Here is a 20930-nt window from a genome sequence, read left to right as displayed (position 1 = left end):
TAAAAAGAGCTTTGGGTTACCCATGTTCCAAAAGCCCTACAAGCGGTTATTCGCCTTGAGCAACCTGCTCGATATACGCAATTTGCACTGGCTTAGTAAATGCGCCAGGACGTAAGGCTTGAACTTGTGAAACGATCTCATCCAATGCCCAATCACGCTCAAGCAATAGATGCGCGGCAAGCAAACCGGTACGGCCAGAACCGCCCATACAGTGCATCGCCACTTTGCCACCTTTATCCACAATCGCTTGCAATGCTGGAGAAGCTGCTTGCCATTTGCTCATAAAGTTACCGTCTGGCGCGCAATCATCTTCGATTTCAATTTGAAACCACTGCATACCAAGCTCTTGAGTTAACGATCCAAGCTGGGAAACGTTTTTCTCTGCTAGTTCTTTGTAATCCAACGCCGTCACAATGGCTTCGACGCCCTGCGCTTTCAGCTGTTCTAAGCTTTCATATAAAGAAGCATCTTTAGTACCTGGGCAAGGGGTTAAGATCAGTGCGCCTTCTGCAACGTCAAGTTGCCATGTTGGGTGAGCTAAATCTGAATATGTCATGATTGTTTCCTTATGCTAAACCGACCGTACGAACGAGCTCCGCCGTACGAGTTGCGTAACCCATTTCATTGTCATACCAAGCGTAGATCTTCACCATGCGCTTACCAACAACCATGGTCGAGAGCGCATCCACGATGGTTGAACGTTGATCGCCTTTATAATCGATCGAAACTAATGGGCGTTCTTCAAAACCTAGAATACCTTGCAGTTCACCTTGCGAAGCTTCTTTCAGTAAAGCATTCACTTCTTCCGCTGTCGTATCGCTTTTCACATCGAAAATGATATCGGTTAGTGAGGCATTCGCCAGAGGAACACGGACTGCATGACCATTAATCTTGCCTGCTAATTCAGGGAAGATTTCCACAATCGCCGTCGCAGAACCGGTTGTCGTGGGGATAAGACTCATGCCACAAGCACGTGCACGACGCAGATCTTTATGCGGCGCATCTAAAATGGTTTGCGTATTGGTTAAGTCATGAATGGTGGTAAAAGCCGATTGCTCAATACCTAATTTTTCATGGATCACTTTAACGATCGGTGCAATACAGTTGGTTGTGCATGACGCAGCGGTCACAATACGGTGTAGATCAGGATTAAAAATCTCATCATTCACACCCACAACAATATTCGCGACCCCCTCTTCTTTCACTGGCGCAGAAACCACAACGCGCTTCACGCCCTGTGCAAGATATTGATTTAGAAATGCAGTTTTACGGTGTACTCCGGTCGCTTCAATCACCACGTCACAGCCTGACCAATCCACCGCATCAATAGCTTTTTGTTGGGTCGTTTTAATGCGCTGACCGGCAATGATCATCTCATCACCTTCTACTTGCACAGAGTGGTTCCAACGGCCCTGTATGGAATCAAATTCCAGCAGATGTGCTAATGTTGCACAGTCACCTGCGACATCATTGATGGCAACAAATTCTAGCTCTGGCCAGTCGAAAGCGGCGCGAAGTGCAAGACGACCAATACGGCCGAATCCGTTAATCCCTACTTTAATAGTCATAATCGAGTCTCTTTCTATGTTTATTGGCAGCAAACAGGACGAGCCTGAATCGCGTTAAGTCTATCGATGTCTTGTTGGTACTCATTTTTTAAACAGTTTGAGGCCACCAAGTCATCAATCAATTTGTTCATCCATCCCGGAAGGTCAGCCGCACGACGATAGAACACCCATTGCCCTTGGCGCACATCAATCAAGATGCCGCTAGAACGTAATTGAGCAAGGTGACGTGATATTTTCGGTTGGCTCTCTTGCAGCGCTTGCGTAAGTTCACCTACAGAAAGGCATTCCTCTCGTATGATAAGCATCAAGCAACGCACTCGAGTCTCGTCGGAAAGTAATTTGAAAAACTGGTGAGGCAGCATAAATATACTCATATATGGATATACGTATATATTGATTTGTTTTTTTACTTTGATCAAGAGCGAGAAACGTCTTGTCATAAATAATTCATTTTCTCAGAGGGAGGAGGACTTAACTAAGTTGTTGAATGGTTTGGCTCCACTTTTGAGCCTCTGCGATTTTTATCATCACATCATCCATGGATAAATTGAGCAGCTCACACGCTTCTTGCATTCCTTGCCAATCGGCTTTTTCATAACACTCTTCGATGGTTAACAAAATGCCGTAAGGGCCTTTACGCTCAAGTAAAGCAAGCCTAATCGCTTGGTTCAAAGGAAGTTGATCGACTAAATGCTCAATAGAAAGATCAAACATCGCGTCTAAGATGGAAAACAAGCCAATGAGAAACGCTTGGTCTTGCTGTTGTTGAAAAGGGTTAGTGTTCGACATCAAAGAGCAGAACTGCGCCCGCTGCAGAGAAAGGTTAAACAACTCTCGGGGCTTTTTGGTAGAAACAAAAGAAGCCACCGCCAGCGAGACAAACATTTTCAATCGGTCTTGGCCCAAATAAATTAAAGCCTGACGAAATGAGGAAATCGAAACCTCTAATCTTTCCGATAGCGAGTTTACAAAGTGCAGTAGCTTGTATGACAGCGTGACATCTTTCGCTACGATACGTTCGACACGGTCAAAATTCACCTCGGTCTGGCACACCTCGCGAAACAACTCCATCGCTATCAATTGCTCTGGACTCACATAGCGTTGTCGTACCATTTCTGGCTTGCTAAAGAAGTACCCTTGAAAGAAGTGAAAACCCGCTTCACGCACCGCGGTAAATTCTTGCTCGGTTTCGACACGCTCCGCTAAGTATTTACGCTTGCTACCTTGGGCAAGTCGTTGACGAGCAAATTGGCAGGCGTTGTCTAATCCCATGGCAGAAATGTCTATTTTGACAATATGGACTAAGGGAAGAAAACGCTCCCACTCACGACTATAAACGAAATCGTCCAATGCAAGCAGATAGCCTTGTTGCCGCAACTCGCGAACAGCAGCATACAATTCATCGGTAGGTTGGCAAGTTTCTAGTACTTCAATGACGATTTTGTCTTTTGGTAGCGAAAGAGGTAGGCGGCGAATAAGGCTCTGATAAGGGAAATTGACAAAACAGCGGGAATGAGCAATGACAGGGTTAGTGCCAATGCTCAAAAAATTTTCAGCAATTAGACGATAAGTCGCACGGTTTGATTCCACATGAGCAGGGTAGGCATTTTTTTCACCATCACGAAACAGCAGCTCATACCCTAGGGTTTGCCGCCGTGCGTTCAGTATTGGTTGCCTTGCCACATAAGTATGCTTCATTAATCCACTATATTATCATTATTATCAGCTATTTAACCTTTGGCTGTCGCCAATAATGCCCCACATCCAACAAACATGGAACCGAATACCTTATTGATCTTACCCATTACATTTTCAGAACGAATGAAGCGTCCCATTTGTGATGCCAAAGTGGTGTAACCCAGCATCACAATTGCGTCGATCACCACAGTTGTTGCGCCTAGTATCGCAAATTGCACCACTTGCGGCTTGGTTGGATCAATAAATTGCGGAAAAAGAGCCACCAAAAAGACAATTGATTTCGGGTTGGTTAAGTTAATCAATACCGCATTACGCATTAAATGCCAGCCACTGAGTTGTAGATCGGTATTGTTGGTCGACAAACTGGCTTGATCACGCCATTTCTGAACACCAAGCCAAACTAGGTAAGCGGCCCCTACCCACTTTATTACCGTAAATGCCATCGCAGACTGAGCCACCAGAGCACCAATACCCGCTCCCACCAGTACAATATGAAAAGCCAAGCCAATTTGCAGACCAACAATTGCACCTAATGATTTACGCGTTCCATAACTTAAACCATTACTGATGGAATTCACGGTACCTGAGCCGGGCGCAAGACTAAAAACAATCGCGGTCACGATATAAGCGAACCAAACATGCAGATCCATGGTATTTCCTCTCGACTAAACAGCGTTAGCCACACATAATTTAAACTCGTTGTACTACCCAAAAGACGTTAGGGCCAACCAAACATGACTACAGAGAGCGCAATCATTCAGCCTCGTTATACTCAAGAGTCCCATTTTGAGCAAGCAATCAATAACGAAGTTGCCGCCTTATGGCACACTCGTGATGAAGGCTTCATTAAGACCTCTGATAAGCGCCAGCTTTTCTGGGTTTCGCTCACTTCAAAAAAGCACTCTAAAGCGATTGTAGTTGTAAATGGCCGTATTGAATGTACCTATAAATATCAAGAATTGTTCTTTGACCTATTTCAGCAAGGTTACAACATCTATGCCTATGATCATCGTGGCCAGGGACTATCAGACCGTTTAGTTGCCAACCATGACATCGGTTACGTAGACGAGTTTGATGACTATGTCGATGATTTGGCTTTAATGGTCAAACACTTCGATCTAGAGCACTATAAAAAACGTTATCTATTGGGGCACTCAATGGGGGGGAACATCATCACTCGTTACGTGCAAACCCATCATGAACAACCGTTTGATGCCATGGCCGCAACGGCGCCGATGTTTGGTATGAATCTAAAATGGTATTTAAAACCAATCGCGATGATTCTCAGCCAATTACTCACCGCATTGCACAGCCAACCTAACTATGCACCAGGCCAAGTACCTTACTACGCAAAACCTTTTGATGGTAACTTACTCAGCCAAAGCCCTATTCGCTACCAATGGTTTCGTCAGCTATATGACACGCAACCACAATTGCAAGTTGGCGGCGCGAGTACACGTTGGGTGTGGCAAAGTATAATGGCATGCAAACAATGCCTGCTGCTCACAAGGCAAATAAAGTTACCGTTTTTATTGCTGCAAGCTGGCGATGATCGCGTCGTCTCCAACTCGGCTCAGATCCGCTTTATTAAGAAGCTGGCCAAAACCAATTCTCACTGTGCAATGAAGATTGTTCATCATGCCCGCCATGAGTTGTTGTTTGAGCGTGACGAGTACCGAAACCAAACGTTACAAACCACTTTGGATTTCTTTGCCCAACATTGATCTAAGCTCGACTAAATAAGGAAAAGGCGTGTTATTTTTTTACCCTCTTTTTTGTCACTAAATTCAAGTAAACTGAGCATTCTGCAATACGATTTCTCGTGTTGCCGCTGTATGTTCAAATGAGGGCAATATGACCACCACACGCAAAGACACTCCTTTTCAATTAGTCGCTTCAGATCTTGATGGCACACTTCTCGCGCCAAACCACCAGCTTAGTGATTTTTCTAAACAGACATTGAAAGATCTGCACGACAAAGGCTACACCTTTATCTTTGCGACGGGTCGCCACCATGTCGACGTTGCCAGTATCCGTGAACAAGTGGGGATTCCGGCGTACATGATTACGGCCAACGGTGCTCGCGTACATGATCAACAAAATCAGTTGATGTACAGCAACAACGTTCCAGCAGAATTGATTCCATCGGTGATCGAAACGATCAAGGAGGATCCAGAGATTTTTATTCATCTTTACCGCAATGATGATTGGATGTTAGATCGTGACGATGAAACGCTGCGTGAATACCACAAAGACTCTGGCTTTACTTACACACTCTTTGATATCAACAACCCACCGACTGAAGGTGTGGCAAAATTGTTCTTCACGCATCCAGCGCAAGATCATGAGTATCTCGTCTCGTTTGAAGAAAAGTTGAATGAAAAGTTTGGCGATAAACTGAATATCGCGTTCTCAACACCTTGGTGTTTAGAAGTGATGGCTGCAGACGTATCAAAGGGAGATGCTCTTCAAGCTGTCGCAGAATCGATGGGCTTCAAACTAGAAAACTGCATTGCCTTTGGTGATGGAATGAACGATGTCGAAATGCTACAAATGGCCGGTAAAGGCTTAGTTATGGAAACCTCACACCCACGCGTTAAACAAGCACTACCAAATAATGAAGTGATTGGTAGCAACGCCGATGATGCGGTTGCCCATTACTTGCGTGAACATTTGTTCTAAATCACTCATTAGTGATCAAAAGGCAGCTCTGGCTGCCTTTTTTGTTTTTATCGCAACCATTTTCTCTAACCGTCCATTCCCTTTCCGTTATCGGCAACTTTTCCCTATCGTTCGCTGTCTATAAACAAGAGATCTGGTTCAGTTTTCAATAACCAGCCATAATAGCTCTTGATGACAGTTCGTATAAGGAAGATAAACATGAAGGCGCTGAGAACCCCAGTCGCAATCGCCAGCCTACTGGCACTACAAGCTTGTTCAATGTTCGACACAAGCTCTGAGCTTACATCGGCGAAAACACAACAAGCAAATGCCAGTTTAGACCAACCGAACTCCATCAAACCGCAAACGTTCATTATGCGTGGCGAAGTGATCCTGGGTCATGAAGTCAGTTCCATTCAGCCCTGTGGCAGTGAACAACAATACTGGCTATCGCTGGATAATGATAAATTCCAACAGGGTATTAAACTCACCAATACACCTTACCAGCCTATGTATGGCGAGATGATTGGCCACTTAGAAACCTCGGGGAACGAAGGCTTTGACGCCGACTACACCGCCCGCTTTGTGGTTGATAAGGTCAATATGCTTACCGCTGAAAACCCTCATCGATGTGAACGCAAAACGCAAAATACCCGTGCCTTTGGCAATGAACCTTTTTGGTCATTAGATTTCACTCCGACTCATTTAAGCTTTCAGCCTATGGGAGGCGCAAAGCAAGATTTTCCAATCACCACCTCACGTATTGAGCCCAACCGTCGTCGCTACGATTTTGACCAAGGTCAGCTAGAGCTCAATTTGCGCAGCTGTTCTGACGGCATGAGCGATAGCTTGTATGGCTGGAGCGCGAACTTAGTCATTGATGGGAAAAACTATAATGGCTGTGCGACCCTGTCTAACGCTGATGCAACCCAAAGCTGGGTTGGAAGCTACCAAGCAGCATCAACCCAAAACAGCACCTTTAGCATCAAATTAGATGTAAAAGCTGATCATACCGCCACAACGACATATCAATATGCGGATGGCAGCAATGACTCTGTTGAGCGAGGTTATTGGCAACAACTCAATGCCAACCAAGTCCAAGTGGTAATGACCCACCACCAGCAGCAACCTTTACTCTCTGAACGTCTATTTACTCGTGATGGTGATAAGCTAAGCGCGACTAAAGAAAAAGTCGGCGAGATCATTTATCCGATTGCCGATGGTGGTTTAGTCTTGTTTCAGGCGGAATCACCTGAGATCCCATCAGCTCAACAAGGTAGCAACTTAATCAGCCAAGCCATTCCTTCATCAGCAGAATTTAATCCTAAAGTCGACCGCGCTCTGCGTGACTATTTCAAGGCAGAAAACATTGACCCAGAAAACACCCGCTATCGCTGGCTCACTTATGATTTAAATGGTGATAACCAACCTGAATTACTGGTACAACTCGATTGGTGTGGTTCAGGTGGCTGTACTCTGTTGATTTTTGCCAATAATGACCAACAATGGCACTTCAATAGCCGTATTACGCTAGTCAATACGCCACTCAATCTCGGTAAAAACGTGCAGCACGGTTGGCGTGATTTGGTGCTATTTGTCAGTGGTGGTGGCGCGCAACCTAACCAACACCTATTACGCTATAGCGGCTCACATTACCCACTCAATCCAAGTGTTGCGCCTGTCGCCGGGCTCAATGATATTAGCCAAGTACAATTATTCAGTGATGGCCTCACTCCACACCAGCAAGGGGTACAGATGTGATGCCATTGTCATCGACAAACACACATCAAAATGGTGCATGTGCCGATTGCGGCCTGCACCATCAATGTGTCTGCTCGCACCTGCCTAAGTTTGAATTACCCGCGCATATTGCGCTACTAATGCATGAAAATGAGTTAACCCGAGAAACCAATACCGGCCAATGGCTTTTGAAAGCCATCTCTTCCACCAGCCTGCATATTTGGCAACGTAAGCAGCCTTGCCCCAAACTACTGGCAATGATCAACGATCCCGCTTACTGTGCATATTTACTGTTTCCCAATGACGAGAGCATTGCGCTAAGTGATGCCTATCATCATGCCGAGCAGACCTCTAGCTCGAAAACTCCCTTATTCATTGTGTTAGATGGCACCTGGCAAGAAGCAAAAAAAATGTGGCAAAAGAGCCCATGGCTCCAAGTATTACCGAGCGTGCATTTACTGCCACAACAGCAATCTAGCTATCAGTTGCGTCGCAATCAACAGCAGGGACATTTATGCACGATTGAGGTAGGAAGTTGTATTGTCGAAGAGTTAGGCTTTGCAGTACAAGCGCAGCAACTGAATGATTTTTTCCAGCACTATATGCGCGCCTTCCAAGCTGATAAAAGTGGCCACGCCTTAAAAAGCTAAGACGCGTCTGTGATGGGGCGGATGTTATAGCGTTAGCAAGGCATCTAATCGATGAATCTCGATGTCTGGCAGTAAACGAGCATGGCGTGCTTGCGTTAACGACACGCCTTGATCGTTATACCAACAGGCTTGGAAACCATTTCGTTTCGCGCCTGCGACATCCGTGTTGAGGTGGTCGCCAACATGCAAGATGCGTTTCGCTTCTATTGCTAAATACTGCTGCGCTTTAACAAACATATCCGCATGTGGCTTAGCATAGCCATCACGTCCACCTTTTAGCACTAAGCTAAAATAATCACTCAAGCCAATACGCTCTAAATCAACATTACCATTGGTGATTGCGACCAATGGTCTTTTCTCAGCTAACTGAGCCATCACGCGATGCGTCTCTTGGGGAACAATAAAATCACTACGATGTTCTAGTGTGACTTGCAGTAAATCGTCAGCAGCTTGGTGTGCTTGAGATGACGAATAACCCAAGAGCATCAAGCCTTGCGCAGTCGTGCGGTGACGCCACTGCGTCAGATCGCTATAAAGCCAGTTGTCTTGTTCCGCCAGAGCCATTTTTAACTCTAACCACCACTGTTCTGAATGGGTAGCAGAGATCGGGTGATGATGATGAAACCACTGATTCACTTGCTGAGTCATCTTACGGATCACCGGGCGGTTATCATATAAGGTGTCATCGAGATCAAAGCTCATCGCTTCGATTGGTTGTCGTGAACGGTAAAATTTCATCATGTCACCTTTTGCTGCTCATTCGCCAGTTGCACACAGAGTCATTATTGGATTATTTCTTTTTCGCTCGAGGATGGGCCTGATCATACACTTGTGCCAAGTGCTGGAAATCAAGGTGGGTATAAATTTGCGTGGTCGAGATATTCTCATGCCCGAGCAATTCTTGTACCGCACGTAGATTATTACTCGACTCCAGCATATGGGTAGCAAACGAATGACGCAGTTTGTGTGGACTAATATGGCTCGCGACCGATTGTTTTTGTCCCCACTCCGCCATGCGCTTTTGTACGTTGCGATGCGAGATCCGAACACCCAGCTTAGAAACAAACAGCGCTTTTTCATCACTATTGGCTAAACCAGAACGGACTTTTAACCATTTGCCGACCCACTCTTTGGCCATGCCTGAAAACGGCACTTTACGTTCTTTATCGCCTTTACCGACCACGCGTAGCTCGCCACTAAACAAGCTAACATCTTTTAGATTCACACTCACCATCTCAGCTAAACGTAAGCCTGCGCCATACATCAGTTCCATCATGGCACGATCGCGAATCGAAAGAGGATCATCATCGGTGACTTCGAGCAGTTGACCGACTTCATCCACATCGAGATTTTTCGGTAGTGGGCGTTTTTTTCTTGGTGCAGAGACCCCTTTCGCCGGGTTAGCGGTTAACTCGCCACGCAACAAAAGAAAGTCAAAGAAACTGCGCAGGCAAGAAAGACGAGTCGCCAAGCTACTGGCTTTCATCCCTTCACGCATGCCTTTACTCGCGAGTTGACGCACCCAAGCAGCATCAACTTGTGTCCAGTCATTTAAGCCCATGCTGCGCAGGTGCTGCGCCATGGTTTCCAGCTGCTGTTTGTAATTACGTTGGGTATGAAGACTCAGCCCTTTTTCACTTCGCAGGTATTCATAGAAGCGATCCAAGGGCTGTTGAAGACTATTAGGCAGAGGTTGTACTGATTCGCTCATTGCTGTCCACTTGCCAAGGTAGCGTGGCGATAACATGAGAAAGTACCGACGCTAAATGGCGTAAAAACAAGGTATCCATATGGGGTTGGAAGTGGCCGCCATCTTCACTGGAAAACGCTATCAATCCTTGAGTTTTTCCTTTACTTAAAGGTAGCACAACGTAAGAACCAAGCTCTGGCGAACGATTGTGTTCCCCAAACAACAGCTCTCGGTCGGCTTTACGCATTCGGCCTAAGTACGCTGACTTACCATTTAGGTGATTGGTAGCGAAACGCTGGTAATGCTCTGGTGCGAGTCGATTACGTGCCGATTGAGAATCGAATAAACGCACATAAGCGACTAAACCAAGTGACTTGGCTTTGTTTTCAATCGCCTCAATCGCATCCAATAATGCATCACTTTTCAAAACCTGCTCTTGCAGATCCATAAATTCGTGAAAGGTCTTGTCATTGTTAGCCGCCAACGACATTAAACCGGTAATCTCTTCTTCTAACTCTTCAATTCGCTGGCGCTGACGATTCATTTGAATATGCACCAATGAAACCGCACCTTGCTCTTGATTAGCCAGAGCTAAACGATCCACCAACTCACGACGGTCGACAAAAAAATCTGGATTGTCACGCAGATACTCTGCAACCACTTCTGCAGTCAATGCATCCGCTTTTATTTGAGACACAAAACGATCCTTAATTAACAGTTAATCTGACCATCATAAACATGGCTCGCAGGCCCTGTCATATACAGCGGACTACCGACTCCTTTCCAGCGAATACTCAAAGATCCACCAGGTAGGGAAACCCTAACGGTCTCATCCAATAAACCCTGCAAAATACCCACAGCAACCGCACCACAGGCACCACTACCACAAGCTTGTGTTTCACCTGCACCGCGTTCGTAAACACGCAGGCTCACTTCGTTGCGATTCACCACTTGCATAAAGCCAGCATTGACGCGCTCTGGGAAACGTTCGTGTGATTCGAGTAATGGCCCTAACGTTTCTACATCCGCGGTATCGACATCATCGACCACTGTCACTACGTGTGGGTTACCCATACTGACCGCACCACAGAAAAGGGTTTTTTCTTCAGTGCGCAGAATATAGGTTTTTTCCATTTGTTTGGCTTTAAATGGAATTTTACTTGGCTCAAATTCAGGCTCACCCATATTCACGGTGATCTGATCGTCCTCTTCACAATAGAGAACCATTTTTGCCTTTTTTAGTGCTCACGCTGATGCTGTATTTATTGGTAAGGCCTTTCATACGCACGAAACGAGCAAAGCAGCGTGCACCATTACCACATTGCTCAACTTCGCTGCCATCCGCATTGAATATGCGGTAATGAAAATCGGTTTCTGGATCATATGGCGCTTCAACCACCAGTAACTGGTCGAAACCGACACCAGTATGACGATCCGCCAAACGGCGGATCAAATCAGGTGAGAAAAAGATGTTTTGAGTAATGCAATCCACAACCATGAAATCATTACCCAAACCATGCATTTTAGAAAAATGGAAATGCATACAGTCTCTATTACTCCGGTAAAACGCTCTCTAGCGCCCATAGGCTAGTGAGTTCTTCGCGTTGACGGACTAGGTGGGCTCGATTGCCATCAACCATCACCTCTGCCGCACGAGTACGCGTATTGTAGTTAGACGACATCACAAAGCCATAAGCACCAGCAGAACGTACCGCCAGTAAATCATTTGGCTCTAACGCCAATGAACGGTCTTTGCCCAAGAAATCACTGGTTTCACAAATAGCCCCGACCACATCGTAATCTTTTGCTGCACCATCTCGCGGTGTCACTGGCACGATATCTTGCCACGCTTGGTATAGCGCAGGGCGCATCAAGTCGTTCATCGCCGCGTCAATAATGGCAAAGTTTTTGTGTTCAGTGTGCTTTAGGAATTCAACCTTAGTCAGTAAGACACCGGCGTTGGCGCAGATGGCACGACCCGGTTCGAAGATCAATTCAAGATCTTGATGATTATCTAGGCGACCAAGTAAGGCTTTGGCATAGTCAGATGGCTGAGGAGGCAACTCATCACGATAAACAACACCAAGACCACCACCCACATCAAGATGGCGAATATTGATGCCTTTCGACTTCAACTCATCAATCAGAGCCAATAGACGATCGGTAGCATCAATGAAAGGTTCAAGATCCGTCAACTGTGAACCGATATGGCAATCTATGCCTTTGACATCAAGGTGAGGTAATTGAACGGCAAGTTCATACACCACTGGAGCACGATCAAAAGCGATACCAAATTTGTTTTCACGTAAACCAGTAGAAATGTATGGATGGGTCTGAGCATCGACATCTGGATTGATGCGTAATGAGACCGGCGCTTTCACCCCTAATTCTGCCGCGACTTTATTTAAGCGCTCCAGTTCAGGTTCAGATTCAACATTAAAACATTTAATGCCGAGTTCTAACGCACGTTTCATTTCCGCTTCTGTTTTACCTAAGCCAGAAAACACAACTTTACTTGGCTCACCACCTGCCGCGATAACACGCTCAAGCTCACCGCCTGAGACAATATCAAAGCCAGAACCTAAACGAGCCAGCGTATTCAATACGCCAATGTTTGAGTTGGCTTTCACTGCGAAACAAACTAAATGCGGGTGTTCACCAACGGCTTTATCAAACGCATGCCAATGGCGTTCCAGCGTTGCACGTGAATAGACATAAAGTGGTGTTCCAAATTGCTCTGCTAAATCAGATAAAGGAACCTCTTCGGCCCAAAGTTGGCCATCATCCTGATAATTGAAGTAATCCAAAATTGCTTTCCCTTTTAAGATTTTCTTTGTCGACTGACCGACATCACTTGCCGATATTAATTTTCTTGAGACTGCTCATTCTGCGGAGCATCGTCAGGCATGTAGAGCGGACCTGTTTGACCGCAACCTGCCAAACCCAACATTGATAGTAAAAACAGAGCTAAGATTGATTTTTTCATGGGGCTAATCGTGATTATTATTCCAATGCCCCCTATAATCGCACCACACTCAAGAAAAGCAATAGGATAGACAAGATGAACGAGACAGAATTTCATCAACTTGCGGACAAACAAATGCAAATCATCGAAGAAATGATTGATGATTCTGGCGCGGATATCGATTTTGAAACTTCAGGCAATGTGATGACGCTAGAATTTGAAAATCGCAGTCAAATCATCATCAACCGCCAAGAACCAATGAAAGAAATTTGGTTAGCTTCGCGCTCTGGCGGCTTCCACTTTGCTTATATTGATCAACAATGGATTTGTTCTAAGACGGGCGTTGAATTGATTGCCATGGTTAAGCAAGAGTGTGAAAAACACGCCGACGAAGAGATTGAATGGGTGTAGCCGAACTGGCTTTCGCCTCCGCCAAGTGCGATAAAGACCATACAAACAATAAGAGCACCTTTATGGTGCTCTTATTCGATCTCAATACTCTGTGCGATTAGGCATTAATCGCTCGATTCGGCTTGGTGTAGGTAGCGCCATCATTTCGATAAGGCACAATGTAGGGCTCTTCATCGACGTTATGCACAATCTGATAATACTGCGGTAAGTTAAAGTTAATCAGCTTCGATGCCACTTGGCTATCATCACGCGCGGAAGTATAGAAACTATTCACGCTGGCGATCATTTCATCTTTCTCACCATTAAACTGGTGATAAACTTCCACTCGGTTGGATTCATCCAACACATAAATATTGAAGCCTTGCTCATTATCTTCAAAGAAGAACTGCACCAAACCTTCGCTAGCATAGTTATCTACAATTTCTGGCAACTGGTAATCTTGATCTTTATCCAACATCAACAGCGGTGAGCCTTTAAGCTTATTGGAAGAAATACTGCGGTAAAAATCAACCGAGTTTTCCAGCATCTGCACTGATACACCACGACGCTCAAAGAACAAACCATACATCTGCTGAGCAATGCGTAGAGCTTTAAAGCGGCGACGCTTTTCTTGCTCAACCGGTTTTAAACGCAAGTCGATACATTCAGCCAACAACTGATAGACCATATTACGCATTACGCCACGTAGATTTTTGCTGTAACAGAACACGTCCACCGATTCTGGTGGCAACGCGTCTTGATGCATTTTGCCCAATACGGTTTTCAGCGCATCGAGCATTGCCGTTTCACCTTGGAAATGCAAAGTCCTTACTTCATGCCAAGAGTTACGGTAGACCAAATCGACACTGCCAACCAAACACTTCTGCTCTGGGCCATAACTAAACACATCGATATTTTTCAAATCGACTTTAAGCGACTTGCCACTCAACTCTGCAGTTGGATCATCTTCAAAGTTGATGAACATGGCCAATTGGCTGATTTCGCATGGGCTCGCAAGCGCCTGCATTGTTGGGCGACGTTTACGCAGCGAGAAGGTATTACGCAAATCGCTGACCATTTGATAAAACTTATCAATATCCAGATACGCATCGCGAATCACCGAATTTAAGCGTGTCGATTCGGTGATCAAACCATTAAAAAATGCCCACGCCACTAACTTACTTAAGTATTCGTTGTGCTCAAGATGAGGCTGACCAAGAATACGCATCGGTTGCAGTGGTTGCTTGTAGAGGTACCAACCTGACTGATTAGTACGCCCTTGCGGCACTTCAATAAAGGTCAGATCCGGCTCGTGTAGATCCGGTGAAATTTGTGGGTTAAGTAAGGTTACCTTACCTGGCAAGACTTCAAAGGCCGCATAAAGCTTACGCGCCAAAATACTGATGTCCTGCGGGCTAATAGCCGAAGTAATATCATTGCGGCGCGCAAATTGGATCAGGTTGCGGTAGCTCAGCATCAAAGCATCAAGCAATGCATGGTGCACCACTTTCACTTGCTCAACTTTCCAATGTCGTCGGTCATCAAGCTCCACGATGGTTGCCTGTGACCAATGCCATTGCTTCACCATTTCGTTCATTGCTTCACGACGCCATGCGACAGAACCGACACCCGGTTCACGCGACAGTTTTTCATGCGTTTTGAGATAGAAACAACGACGGACAAGATCAAGACGCGTGGTATCACCAATACGCTCTAAATAACGAGTTACCTTCTCGAGCATCAGATAATACGTATCCATGCCATAAAGATCGGGTTCATCAGCAAAGAAGCGACGCTTCGTATCTAAACTTAAAAGCTGAGTATTTGGGTACTCCCACGAATACGCTTCTAACAGGATGGCTTTCAGTACCGACTTATAAGGTGAGTCGATACTTTTGTACAACTGCCACAAATTCGAGCCGAAATATTCTTCCGCTGGAATTCGGTTCAACTGACCAAAATCAATCCAAGTAGAACAATCTATCGTGCCGGCATGACACAAACGCTCTACGTATTCGTCGTAGCACTCTTCCATTTCTGGCGGCACTATCTGCCATAACAATCGTTGTCCAGCCAAACGGACCGCACTGCGATAAAATTCATCCAACAACAGCATGTGTTGTGATGAACCACAGTTATCACCGGTCATTTCTTCAGAACGATTCGACTTAAAGCGATCTTCATCCATGATGAAAAAGTTCGCTTCCACCCCTTGGCTTTGTGCCCAATCAGTAATCAACAAGCATTTATTGTTGAGGCTTTCGCGCTCATCATGACTCATTGATGGTGATACACAGACCCAAATATCCAAATCACTCGAGGTACTTTGCCCGATTGATGAGGTACTGCCCATGGTATAAAGCGCAAGGATAGAGGGAGTCTCTCGAGAGACCAGTGATTGGCCAATGGTTAGCTCAGTATCTTCAACAAATTGACGTTGAATTGAATTCAGATCGAGATGATGAATCCCATAAGGAACTTGAGCGTCATAAAAGCCAGGGAAAACAGGATGGTTGTAGTGTAGGAGGACAGGAATCAGATGGAAGACTCGCTGAGCTTGCAAATCCATAAGCGCCAGCGCGCGATCGATTCGCTGCTGGTTTAAGTTATCTAATCTTTGGATCAACTTCTCAGTGTAAGCCTGCAAGGGTTATTCCTTGAATGATTTCCTATTCGATGCTTCGGTTAATAATTCGCCTAAAGCACCAACAAAACGTGATCAATCTATCATTTTTATTTGAATTGGTAAAGAATTGTACGATCGATTCTACATTGTTTTGCTGCTCAACTTCCGTCGTTCACTCACCCCATAGTGTGGTGTGTAACTCTATTTTCTTATAACAGCCTAGTCGATAAACGGGATAGCTATCACACTATTTTGGCAATAATGTGCTACTTGATCGGGAATTGCACTCCCCCTGCAATCGCCAGTAAATTTTTCACCCGCACAATGGTAGGATAAGCGTATTCAAGCTTTTAATTATCGTAGGCGATTATGACACATTCATCTCCAATCCGAATTGCAACACGCAAAAGCCCACTCGCTTTGTGGCAAGCTTATTTTGTTAGAGACGCTCTACAAGCTGCTCACCCAGGCCTAGAAGTAGAACTGGTGACCATGGTAACCAAAGGCGACATTATCCTTGATACACCGCTGGCCAAAGTGGGCGGTAAAGGCCTATTTGTAAAAGAGCTGGAAGTGGCGATGTTAGAAGGTCGTGCCGATCTCGCCGTTCACTCAATGAAAGATGTGCCGGTTGATTTTCCTGACGGCCTTGGTCTTGTGACCATTTGTGAACGTGAAGACCCACGTGATGCCTTCGTATCGAATACCTACAATAATATTGATGAGCTGCCACAAGGCTCTGTTGTTGGCACATGCAGTCTACGTCGCCAGTGCCAAATCAAAGAACGCCGCCCGGATATTATTATCAAAGATCTGCGTGGTAACGTTGGCACGCGTTTAAGCAAACTTGATGCGGGTGAATATGACGCGATTGTTCTCGCAGCCGCTGGCCTTAAACGCTTGAAACTGGAAGAGCGTATCCGTAGCTTTATGGAAGCAGAAGAGTCTCTGCCTGCAGTAGGACAAGGCGCTGTTGGCATTGAATGTCGCTTAGACGATGAACGCCTTATCAAGCTACTAGAACCACTTAATCACAAAGACACCGCAGACCGCGTCCTTTGTGAACGCGCAATGAACCTCACTCTTGAAGGTGGTTGCCAAGTGCCTATCGGCAGTTATTCATTACTCGACGGTGACCAAATTTGGCTACGTGCATTGGTGGGTGAACCTGATGGTTCTCAAATCATTCGTGGCGAAATTCAAGGCCCACGTGAACAAGCTGAAGAGTTAGGTATTACGCTAGCAAACCAATTGTTAGATCAAGGTGCCCGCGACATTTTAACTAGGCTTTACGCTGAACACGAGTAATCACCATGACAGTGTTGGTCACTCGACCTGGTGAACAAGGGAAAGCGCTTTGCCATCAGCTTAAGCTGCGTGGATTGAAAGCGCTTCATCACCCACTGATTACCATCCAAGCTGGAGAGCAACTCTCCAGCTTACCTCTGCAACTTAAGCATGCAGACATTGTTATCGCTGTCAGCCAACATGCGGTGCAATACGCGAACAAAGCGATAGAGAAATATCAGCATCATTGGCCTCAATCCATCACTTACCTTGCCGTTGGTCAAAAAACCGCACACTATTTAGGCAAAGCCACGCAACAAAACGTAAACTATCCATTAGTAAGTGATAGCGAGCATTTACTTAGCATGCCGCAACTTGGCAGTATTGCAGGGCAACGTATTTTGATATTACGTGGCAATGGTGGCCGTGAACTCATATTTGACACACTTATACAACGCCAAGCTCACGTAGAATATTGCGAAGTATATAAACGAGAAAATCTCGCTTTCCGCTCAGAATTAACGGTACCACTCTGGCAAGATAGCCATGTCGATCAAGTAGTGATCACCAGCTCTGGGCAACTTAACTTTTTTATCCAGCAAATCGCGCCTCAGTTCCAAAGCTGGTTACAACAACTAACGCTTTTCGTTCCTAGTGAACGGATCGCAAATGAAGCGCGACGCTTTGGCTTCCATTCCGTCGTCAATACAGGAAGTGCTTCAAACCAAGATTTATTGGCAACTCTCTGGCCAAACAGATAGGACGAGTATCATGACAAGTAAAAAGAACAATAACGATCAAGTTAAATCAGAGAAAGAAAGTGCGGTAACGACCGATACCCAGTCAACAGACCAACTCGCGTCATCAAAGAAGAGTGAAGTGAAAGGTTCAGCCGATAAGGGCGAGGCAGCTAATCACTCCACAAATAAGACTGCCACCACACCTTCCGATACTCAAACCAGCGAAAAAGCCGTCACGTTTGAAGAGAAACAAGGCAAACGAGGCGTAAAGTTGGGTGTAGTTGCCATCGTACTCTCAATCTTGTTTGGCGGTGGATTAACCTATCACTTGCAACAAAAAGATGCCCAATACCAAGCTCAAATCAACGCACTGCGTAGCCAATTAGAGCAAACCCAATCATCAATACAAAGTGAGCTTGCCGCCACAGAAAAAGCAACATTAGCCAAAGCGACAGAAGTCACTCATCATGCTGAAACCATTCTAGCTCAGCAACAAAAAAGTATTGAAAGCCTACAACTGGCAATTGCGGACGTAAAAGGCCGTAGGCCGAATGATTGGTTGCTTGCCGAAGCCGATTACCTAGTCAAACTGGCCGGACGAAAACTATTTCTCGAACATGATGCTGAAAGCGCCACTCAATTAATGGAAAGCGCGGATCAGCGTATTGCCGCATTAAACGATCCAAGCCTAGTACCACTGCGTAAATTGATGGCGAAAGACATTACGACTTTAAAATCGATTCCAATTATCGACCGTGATGGTCTGGTGTTACGGTTAACGGCACTTCAGCAACAAGTCGATGACTTACCACTGGCCAATGCTATCTTGCCGGATGCGCAGCCTGAGCAGCCCCAAGAAGTTTCACAGGACATTACCGATTGGCAGGAGAATCTAAAAACTTCACTCAAAGATTTTTCTGAGAATTTTATTACGTTCCGCTCTCGCGATGGCAACATCATTCCTTTGCTCTCTCCACAGCAGCACTTCTATTTAAAAGAAAATATGAAAGCGAAGCTAGAGACCGCAATCAAAGCTGTCTATATCGAACAACAAGACATCTACATTGCAGCGCTGGATACGGCAGAGCAATGGTCGCACTCCTTCTTCGACCCGGACAGCAATGCCGTCAAAGAGTTTGATAAGGCATTGACTCTGTTAAGTGAACAAAATGTCCAAGTCGACTATCCAGTTAAACTGGAAACCCAACAAACTTTATCTGACGTAATTCGTGATAGATTGCGTCGAGAGGTCACCACATTAGGAACGGAGGATAAATAATGTTTCGACTCATATTTCTCTTTATCGTTCTTGGTGCAGGTCTCTTTGTTGGCAGCCAGTATTCTGGCCAGCAGGGTTACGTACTTATCTCAGTAGCGAACAAAACGCTGGAAATGAGCGTAACAACGTTAGTCATTTTCGTCATTGCAACTCTAGCCGCACTATTTGGCTTAGAGTACCTATTAAAGAAAATGTTTTACGCGAGTTCTGCCACTTGGAACTATTTCAGCGTGCGTAAAATGCGCCGGTCTCGCCGCCTAACAAACGAAGGTATCATCAGCTTACTTGAAGGTGACTTCAAAACAGCGGAGAAAAAAGTCACCCGTTGGGCAAATCATCATGATATGCCTTTACTGTGTTACTTAGTTGCTTCTGAAGCCGCTCAAGGCATGGCCGATAATGAAAAACGCGACCACTATTTGCAGCTAGCATTAGAGCAAAAAGACTCGCGCTTAGCCGTTGAACTCACACGTGCAAAACAACAAATACGTGAAGGTTTATTTGAACAGGCTTTTGCAACTCTGTCAGATCTTAAAGGGGATTACCCTAACAATGCTATCTTGCTTAGTTTGCTCAAAACGGTTTATCTTGAACTCAAGCTATGGGAACCATTGCTGGAGCTACAGCCAAAACTACTTAAAGCTAAGCTTATTACCAAAGATGACCAACAGCAGTTCACTCTACGAGCAGAGTGTGGCTTATTGGCTGAAATAGCAGGACAAAAAGGCAGTGAAGGTCTAATCCAACACTGGAATGGCTTATCACGTAAGTTAAAGAGTGACTTGCACCTTGTTGAGTGCTTCGCGAAGCAACTCATTTTGCGCAAAGCGGATGCTCATGCCTTTACTGTCGTAAAAGAGACCCTTAAAAAGCATCCAAGCAGTGACCTTTATAAGTTGCTGCCACAGATGAATCTTGCTGATAACCACCCTGCTATTGTCTTCCTTGAAGACGTATTGCGTAAAGATGGTAACAACGCTGAAGCTCACAGCGCTCTAGCACAGTTCCTATTACGTAATCAGCATTGGGCTGATGCCCAGCAGCACTTTGAGAAAGCGCTTGCGCTGCGTTCAAGTGTCTCTGACTACGCCTATTTAGCCGATACGCTGGAAAAGCAAAACTTTAATAAAGCGGCACATGAGGTATCTAAAAAAGCACTCACTCTCGCAAGCCACTAAATCGTTCAAAATATAAATAGAAACCGGCCTTTGGGTCGGTTTTTTTACATCTTCAATCGACAAATATTTCATTGCCATACCGTTATCCTACTTACTTAAAACTAGTTAACAGGATATCGAATGAAGTCGTTGTTAGTTCTCTCTTTAACCACCCTCTCTATAATTGGCCTATCGAACTCAGTAAAAGCAGAGCAGCTTCGAGGCCAACAGTTATATCAATCACTTTGCACTTCGTGCCATGGCCCTAAAGGACACGGAGACGGCATCGTCGGTAAAGCATTACCCGAGCAGCCCGGTAATATATATCAGGGTTTAAACTCTTGGTTTGAAAGTGAAGCAGAACTAATAGATACCGTTTTAAATGGCAATGAAGGAATGCCGGCATGGGGAAGTGTACTTTCAGAGCAAGAGGTAAAATTGATCTTCACCTATATTGAGCAAGTCAATGAGTAGCATTA

Annotated in this window: 21 protein-coding genes and 1 pseudogene; 10 read left to right on the top strand and 12 right to left on the bottom strand. The window is 45.3% G+C overall.

The features are described from left to right. Positions 1-46 precede the first annotated feature (46 nt). The 5 genes from RH88_RS21645 to rhtB all read right to left on the bottom strand — a co-directional run bounded on the left by RH88_RS21645 (position 47) and on the right by rhtB (position 3916). Positions 47-556 carry a cyclin-dependent kinase inhibitor 3 family protein gene (locus RH88_RS21645; protein ID WP_005600048.1) on the bottom strand — a complete coding sequence of 170 codons (510 nt, stop codon included), beginning with the start codon at positions 554-556 and terminating at the stop codon, positions 47-49. A gap of 10 nt (positions 557-566) precedes the next feature. Continuing rightward, complete coding sequence (locus tag RH88_RS21640; protein ID WP_005600047.1) at positions 567-1568, bottom strand: ArsJ-associated glyceraldehyde-3-phosphate dehydrogenase; 1002 nt, start codon at positions 1566-1568, stop codon at positions 567-569. Positions 1569-1588: 20 nt separating this feature from the next. Further along, the gene (locus tag RH88_RS21635; RefSeq protein ID WP_005600045.1) at positions 1589-1930 is read right to left on the bottom strand and encodes a metalloregulator ArsR/SmtB family transcription factor; all 342 of its coding nucleotides are present in this window, start codon (positions 1928-1930) and stop codon (positions 1589-1591) included. A 109-nt stretch (positions 1931-2039) separates the two neighbouring features. Next, the gene (locus tag RH88_RS21630; protein WP_005600043.1) at positions 2040-3266 is read right to left on the bottom strand and encodes an EAL and HDOD domain-containing protein; all 1227 of its coding nucleotides are present in this window, start codon (positions 3264-3266) and stop codon (positions 2040-2042) included. A 32-nt stretch (positions 3267-3298) separates the two neighbouring features. Further along, positions 3299-3916 carry a homoserine/homoserine lactone efflux protein gene (rhtB, locus tag RH88_RS21625; protein WP_005600041.1) on the bottom strand — a complete coding sequence of 206 codons (618 nt, stop codon included), beginning with the start codon at positions 3914-3916 and terminating at the stop codon, positions 3299-3301. Between the two features lie 84 nt (positions 3917-4000). On the opposite strand from rhtB, the gene RH88_RS21620 reads away from it, so the two are divergent. The 4 genes from RH88_RS21620 (at position 4001) to RH88_RS21605 (ending at position 8317) form a co-directional block, all read left to right on the top strand. After that, the gene (locus tag RH88_RS21620) at positions 4001-4990 is read left to right on the top strand and encodes an alpha/beta fold hydrolase (RefSeq protein WP_005600039.1); all 990 of its coding nucleotides are present in this window, start codon (positions 4001-4003) and stop codon (positions 4988-4990) included. Positions 4991-5120: 130 nt separating this feature from the next. After that, positions 5121-5948: a Cof-type HAD-IIB family hydrolase gene (locus tag RH88_RS21615; RefSeq protein ID WP_005600037.1), complete on the top strand. Its 828-nt coding sequence runs from the start codon at positions 5121-5123 to the stop codon at positions 5946-5948. Positions 5949-6146: 198 nt separating this feature from the next. Further along, complete coding sequence (locus RH88_RS21610) at positions 6147-7688, top strand: COG3650 family protein (RefSeq protein ID WP_005600034.1); 1542 nt, start codon at positions 6147-6149, stop codon at positions 7686-7688. Beyond that, the gene (locus RH88_RS21605; RefSeq protein ID WP_005600032.1) at positions 7688-8317 is read left to right on the top strand and encodes a tRNA-uridine aminocarboxypropyltransferase; all 630 of its coding nucleotides are present in this window, start codon (positions 7688-7690) and stop codon (positions 8315-8317) included. Before RH88_RS21610 ends, RH88_RS21605 begins: the two co-directional genes overlap by 1 nt. A 24-nt stretch (positions 8318-8341) precedes the next feature. On the opposite strand, the gene yigB is transcribed toward RH88_RS21605, so the two are convergent. The 6 genes and pseudogenes from yigB to lptM form a co-directional block, all read right to left on the bottom strand. Continuing rightward, positions 8342-9055 carry a 5-amino-6-(5-phospho-D-ribitylamino)uracil phosphatase YigB gene (yigB, locus tag RH88_RS21600; protein WP_005600030.1) on the bottom strand — a complete coding sequence of 238 codons (714 nt, stop codon included), beginning with the start codon at positions 9053-9055 and terminating at the stop codon, positions 8342-8344. A 52-nt stretch (positions 9056-9107) separates the two neighbouring features. Then, a complete protein-coding gene (xerC, locus tag RH88_RS21595; protein ID WP_005600028.1) occupies positions 9108-10028 on the bottom strand; it encodes a tyrosine recombinase XerC in 921 nt (306 codons plus the stop codon). Further along, a complete protein-coding gene (locus RH88_RS21590; RefSeq protein ID WP_005600026.1) occupies positions 10000-10704 on the bottom strand; it encodes a DUF484 family protein in 705 nt (234 codons plus the stop codon). The genes xerC and RH88_RS21590 overlap by 29 nt, the downstream gene beginning before the upstream one ends. Before the next feature lie 14 nt (positions 10705-10718). Continuing rightward, positions 10719-11550, bottom strand: a pseudogene (gene dapF, locus RH88_RS21585) (diaminopimelate epimerase). Positions 11551-11560: 10 nt separating this feature from the next. After that, positions 11561-12814 carry a diaminopimelate decarboxylase gene (gene lysA / locus RH88_RS21580; RefSeq protein ID WP_005600025.1) on the bottom strand — a complete coding sequence of 418 codons (1254 nt, stop codon included), beginning with the start codon at positions 12812-12814 and terminating at the stop codon, positions 11561-11563. Between the two features lie 56 nt (positions 12815-12870). Beyond that, positions 12871-12993: an LPS translocon maturation chaperone LptM gene (lptM, locus tag RH88_RS24145; protein WP_005600024.1), complete on the bottom strand. Its 123-nt coding sequence runs from the start codon at positions 12991-12993 to the stop codon at positions 12871-12873. 75 nt (positions 12994-13068) lie between these two features. Between lptM and cyaY the strand changes: the two genes are divergently transcribed. Further along, the gene (gene cyaY / locus RH88_RS21570; protein ID WP_005600023.1) at positions 13069-13383 is read left to right on the top strand and encodes an iron donor protein CyaY; all 315 of its coding nucleotides are present in this window, start codon (positions 13069-13071) and stop codon (positions 13381-13383) included. 97 nt (positions 13384-13480) lie between these two features. Here cyaY and RH88_RS21565 read toward each other — a convergent pair whose 3' ends face one another. Continuing rightward, positions 13481-16009 (bottom strand): class I adenylate cyclase, encoded by a 2529-nt coding sequence (locus RH88_RS21565; protein WP_005600021.1) that lies wholly within the window; start codon positions 16007-16009, stop codon positions 13481-13483. Positions 16010-16357: 348 nt separating this feature from the next. Between RH88_RS21565 and hemC the strand changes: the two genes are divergently transcribed. From hemC to RH88_RS21540, 5 genes are all read left to right on the top strand, one after another. Beyond that, positions 16358-17296, top strand: coding sequence for a hydroxymethylbilane synthase (hemC, locus tag RH88_RS21560; protein WP_005600020.1), 939 nt, complete (start codon positions 16358-16360; stop codon positions 17294-17296). A gap of 5 nt (positions 17297-17301) precedes the next feature. Beyond that, positions 17302-18036, top strand: coding sequence for a uroporphyrinogen-III synthase (locus RH88_RS21555; protein WP_005600019.1), 735 nt, complete (start codon positions 17302-17304; stop codon positions 18034-18036). Positions 18037-18046: 10 nt separating this feature from the next. Beyond that, positions 18047-19294 carry a uroporphyrinogen-III C-methyltransferase gene (locus tag RH88_RS21550; protein ID WP_005600017.1) on the top strand — a complete coding sequence of 416 codons (1248 nt, stop codon included), beginning with the start codon at positions 18047-18049 and terminating at the stop codon, positions 19292-19294. Next, entirely contained in the window at positions 19294-20472 is a 1179-nt protein-coding gene (locus tag RH88_RS21545) for a heme biosynthesis protein HemY (protein WP_005600015.1), read from the top strand. Before RH88_RS21550 ends, RH88_RS21545 begins: the two co-directional genes overlap by 1 nt. Positions 20473-20592: 120 nt before the next feature. Continuing rightward, complete coding sequence (locus tag RH88_RS21540; RefSeq protein ID WP_005600013.1) at positions 20593-20925, top strand: c-type cytochrome; 333 nt, start codon at positions 20593-20595, stop codon at positions 20923-20925. Positions 20926-20930 lie beyond the last annotated feature (5 nt).

The sequence above is a fragment of the Vibrio scophthalmi LMG 19158 genome (genome assembly GCF_000222585.1).
Taxonomy (GTDB): domain Bacteria; phylum Pseudomonadota; class Gammaproteobacteria; order Enterobacterales; family Vibrionaceae; genus Vibrio; species Vibrio scophthalmi.
Note: the sequence above shows the minus strand (reverse complement) of the source record. Positions and strands in the feature narration are given on the sequence as shown.

Excerpts from the sequence above, each read along its gene's own strand:
- RH88_RS21645 (WP_005600048.1), bottom strand. The coding sequence starts at position 556 with ATGACATATTCAGATTTAGCTCACCCAACATGGCAACTTGACGTTGCA.
- RH88_RS21640 (WP_005600047.1), bottom strand. The coding sequence starts at position 1,568 with ATGACTATTAAAGTAGGGATTAACGGATTCGGCCGTATTGGTCGTCTT.
- RH88_RS21635 (WP_005600045.1), bottom strand. The coding sequence starts at position 1,930 with ATGCTGCCTCACCAGTTTTTCAAATTACTTTCCGACGAGACTCGAGTG.
- RH88_RS21630 (WP_005600043.1), bottom strand. The coding sequence starts at position 3,266 with ATGAAGCATACTTATGTGGCAAGGCAACCAATACTGAACGCACGGCGG.
- rhtB (WP_005600041.1), bottom strand. The coding sequence starts at position 3,916 with ATGGATCTGCATGTTTGGTTCGCTTATATCGTGACCGCGATTGTTTTT.
- RH88_RS21620 (WP_005600039.1), top strand. The coding sequence starts at position 4,001 with ATGACTACAGAGAGCGCAATCATTCAGCCTCGTTATACTCAAGAGTCC.
- RH88_RS21615 (WP_005600037.1), top strand. The coding sequence starts at position 5,121 with ATGACCACCACACGCAAAGACACTCCTTTTCAATTAGTCGCTTCAGAT.
- RH88_RS21610 (WP_005600034.1), top strand. The coding sequence starts at position 6,147 with ATGAAGGCGCTGAGAACCCCAGTCGCAATCGCCAGCCTACTGGCACTA.
- RH88_RS21605 (WP_005600032.1), top strand. The coding sequence starts at position 7,688 with ATGCCATTGTCATCGACAAACACACATCAAAATGGTGCATGTGCCGAT.
- yigB (WP_005600030.1), bottom strand. The coding sequence starts at position 9,055 with ATGAAATTTTACCGTTCACGACAACCAATCGAAGCGATGAGCTTTGAT.
- xerC (WP_005600028.1), bottom strand. The coding sequence starts at position 10,028 with ATGAGCGAATCAGTACAACCTCTGCCTAATAGTCTTCAACAGCCCTTG.
- lptM (WP_005600024.1), bottom strand. The coding sequence starts at position 12,993 with ATGAAAAAATCAATCTTAGCTCTGTTTTTACTATCAATGTTGGGTTTG.
- cyaY (WP_005600023.1), top strand. The coding sequence starts at position 13,069 with ATGAACGAGACAGAATTTCATCAACTTGCGGACAAACAAATGCAAATC.
- hemC (WP_005600020.1), top strand. The coding sequence starts at position 16,358 with ATGACACATTCATCTCCAATCCGAATTGCAACACGCAAAAGCCCACTC.
- RH88_RS21555 (WP_005600019.1), top strand. The coding sequence starts at position 17,302 with ATGACAGTGTTGGTCACTCGACCTGGTGAACAAGGGAAAGCGCTTTGC.
- RH88_RS21550 (WP_005600017.1), top strand. The coding sequence starts at position 18,047 with ATGACAAGTAAAAAGAACAATAACGATCAAGTTAAATCAGAGAAAGAA.
- RH88_RS21545 (WP_005600015.1), top strand. The coding sequence starts at position 19,294 with ATGTTTCGACTCATATTTCTCTTTATCGTTCTTGGTGCAGGTCTCTTT.
- RH88_RS21540 (WP_005600013.1), top strand. The coding sequence starts at position 20,593 with ATGAAGTCGTTGTTAGTTCTCTCTTTAACCACCCTCTCTATAATTGGC.